Origin of the sequence: Asaia sp. W19 (genome assembly GCF_003994335.1) — a bacterium.
Taxonomy (GTDB): Bacteria; Pseudomonadota; Alphaproteobacteria; order Acetobacterales; family Acetobacteraceae; genus Asaia.
Genome location: NZ_PNQZ01000177.1, coordinates 1 through 3,142, shown reverse-complemented (window position 1 = coordinate 3,142; position 3,142 = coordinate 1). Strand labels below are relative to the sequence as shown.

Here is a 3,142-nt window from a genome sequence, read left to right as displayed (position 1 = left end):
GCCTGACTGGAGACGTTTGAAAGGGTGTTCTGGGCGTTGGTCAGGCCGTTCGTGCCGCTGATTGCGGCATTGTTCAGCGCGGACGATAGCGCACTCGTGGGACCGCTGGACGATGTGGTGCCGTTGGCAATGCCGCTGAGAATGCCTGAAAGGCCACTATCAAGCCCCTGCGAGGCCAGCGAGGAGGCATTGTTGATGTACGGCGTCAGTGCTCCAAGGCCCGTTGATCCGGCAGAGGCCTGACCGCTGGAAAGGCTTGCGCCCGTCCCGTTGGCCCAATTATTGGCTCCTGCAATGGCACTATCGAGAGTGCCATTTGTGCCAGCCGTCATCTGGCCCGTGTAGGGTCCGTTTGCAGACTGCTGATTGTAGTTCTGCTGGGCCTGGCCGAAGATGTTCTGAACCTGGGACGCCTGGGGTGCCCAGGGTGACGTGGTAGAAGACGATTGCGTCTTGGTCTTGCTGCTTCCCAAAGGGACTCCAAAGAGCCCCGCAGGGCTACGGGTTGAAAAGTAGAACGCGCTTTCCGGGGAACGGGCGACAGTGAATGGTCAGAGGCTCACCGCTTGACGACTCGATTACGGTTCCGCACGGAATGAACCCGGCAAGCGCCAAAAATTTCGGCTGAAGAGGGGCTGAGGGCTCTCTGAGGGCATATACAGGTTCCCCTAAGAGTCCCTGCGCGGCCTCTGTGTCGGCCCTGAACTGGCGCGCAGTCCCCGTGGTCCAGCGCCTTACATCAACATGGACGAAGATACATTCTGGACCGCGCTCGTAGCTGATCGTGTAGTCAGGGCGGACGACCACCGGCACCTTATCCAGGGAAAGGCTTCCAAGAACTGCTGGCTGCGTCATAGTAGACCCATTGGTCCTCTGTTTGCCCTTCAAGGGGCCTCCAAGGCGCCCTGGAGAGTCGTGGGGTCCCGTCTAGGGGTGCGACGGGGGCCTTAGACGCGGCTTGCGGGCAAAGCATGTTGAGCGCTCGAATTGATGCCGCGATGTTCCCCAGTTCCCGGTTCATGTAGTCCCGGTCGCTGCTCGCAAGGCTGGGTAAGGGGGAGACCGTGTACGCCTTAACGCCTGCTGACTGTGCCATTAGCGCCTCCCCGCTGAAACAACGTCAGCATCGAACCCGACAACCTCGAAGTCTACCGGAGCATCGACCTCGAACCTGTAGCTCAGGTAGCGCCCACCAATGAGGGTATCTACCTTGTACTGCGTAGTCGGGTCGAAGGTTACAGGCGCAGCCCATTTGAGGGGGCCTGCGGGCGTGTTGGAGCCTCCCAGCGTGATCGTGACGGGGGTTTCGGCATACATCACAGATTGAGGGTAGACGCGCCTTACATTCTTGTAGGTCGCCAGGTCTGATCCTTGAGTGTCGAGGTCTAGGCCGATACGCTGTAGGTAAGCGGAGGAATTGCAGTCAGCCTCAATCGCTAGATTGGGCAGACTACCCTTGTTCGCGAAGTCGTAGGCAAGCACACGGCTCTCTGAGATTGTCCCGGTAGATGCTGAGCCGAAGATCACGTTATCACTATGCGAGCCGTCGAGGCCCAAATAGGTATCCGAGGTAGTCGCGTAGGTCGGCCCATCGGAGTCATACCGCGCATATGTCGGAGACTGATCTACGGACACCAACGATCCAGAGCACACGTTTGGTAGGTCTAGATACGACCAGGTTTGGCTGGTCAGGCTGTAGACCGCCGCGCGGTTACATCCCAGGCCGCTCCAGGGGGCGGCGGGGTCAGTCGTCGCGTAGCAGAACAGTATCTCTTTGTGGACCGGAGAGTAGATCGTGAAACAGGCCTCGGCGAGCTTCCGGTTCAGTGTCCCAAAGATGAAGTCTCTGGAAACGCCATCACAAATGGATCGCTGCGTTGTTCCATCATGGAAGTAGATGTCAGACGTTCCGAAACAGTAGTGCCCCCCTGCCACCTCGACCACACAGTTCGGTGCGATCAGCCCTCCGTCAATGCCGAGGCGGGTGAATGCGAATACAAGTTGGTCGCCTGTTTGTGTAACCAGGATAGCCTGATCCGAGGCATAGACGACAAACGCATCTTTCAGGGCGCACCCATCAACGATAGGCGAGGTTAGATCCTCAATGACGTTTTCGCCTGCATTGGTGGTTGCATCGTTCGCGTCCCAGGAGCCGGGGGGCTGCCCCGCAAGCGTCAGGTCTGACCACTTGAACATCTGAGGTACGCTCTGCGCGCCTTTAGTGACCCCAAGGGCAATCATGTAGTCCCCGTAGTTTCTCAGGGAGCGGCAGGACCAGCTTGGGTCCCAACCTGGCAGCGTCTCGAACCTTCCGGATTGCGGCCCGAAGTATAAGGGGACAGCGCTGGGCTGGTTGAGGTACGTGACATCGCCTAAGGCCGTGGACGTAAAAGCCGCCCCCGGCGAATAGCTGGCCCCCGCCTCGGGGGTAAGATCAACGGCATCACCCGATGAAACATGCGTGATCGCAGAGGTGGACACGCTGATGATCATGTCATTGAGCGATGCAGGGCGGTATGAAAAGACGTAAGAGGGCGCGGCGGTTAGCGGCACGGCGGTCTTCAGTACCGGAGCGCGCTCCGCCTTATTGGCGTGAAACCGGACGTTCGCCCCGCTCGACCAGGCATTCAGGCCCAGCTCAGCGGGGTTTGGGTCCGAGACGATTCCAGCGCCGGATAGCCCCCGGAATTGAACGAGAGCCATCAGGTGTCCTTAAGTTTTCATGATGAAGCAGAGGGCGAAGTATGGCGGCATCGTGGGGACTGTGTGCTGATGTGCGCCGTCTTGAGCGATAGAGTGGCTGTGCGCTGCCTGTGAGATCGCCACGTTGTGGGTGTGCTGGCCGTCTGTGCTGATGCCGTGCGTATGAGCAGCTCCAGCCCCAGCGCCGCCCGTGTACGGCCCCTGTATCGCAGAGTTGCCGTTGATCGAGGTAAGAAGCGAGGTCGTGCCGCTCGTAGACGTTACGATCTGGGCGGATGCAGAACCCGCTTGTTGGTGGGAGTGGGAAGGTATTTCGTCGTTGGTCAGGGCGTGTTGAAGGGTGTTGCCTCCATGGCCATGACCACCCTGAGCGTCGGTCGAGACGCTCGCTGAGAACGCCCCCGCCGCGCCCGTGTAGCCCCCATGGGTGTGCGCGCCC

At 59.7% G+C, this 3,142-nt stretch carries 3 protein-coding genes; all 3 read right to left on the bottom strand.

Annotation, left to right across the window (positions count from 1 at the left end; translation table 11 throughout):
* Positions 1-473: hypothetical protein (locus tag C0V97_RS17755; protein WP_199752022.1), on the bottom strand; the 473-nt coding region annotated here is incomplete at its 3' end.
* 622 nt (positions 474-1,095) lie between these two features.
* Positions 1,096-2,703 carry a hypothetical protein gene (locus C0V97_RS17750; RefSeq protein ID WP_127102868.1) on the bottom strand — a complete coding sequence of 536 codons (1,608 nt, stop codon included), beginning with the start codon at positions 2,701-2,703 and terminating at the stop codon, positions 1,096-1,098.
* A 9-nt stretch (positions 2,704-2,712) separates the two neighbouring features.
* A partial coding sequence (locus C0V97_RS18750) for a hypothetical protein (RefSeq protein WP_233582262.1) occupies positions 2,713-3,142 on the bottom strand: 430 nt, incomplete at its 5' end.

Excerpts from the sequence above, each read along its gene's own strand:
- C0V97_RS17750 (WP_127102868.1), bottom strand. The coding sequence starts at position 2,703 with ATGGCTCTCGTTCAATTCCGGGGGCTATCCGGCGCTGGAATCGTCTCG.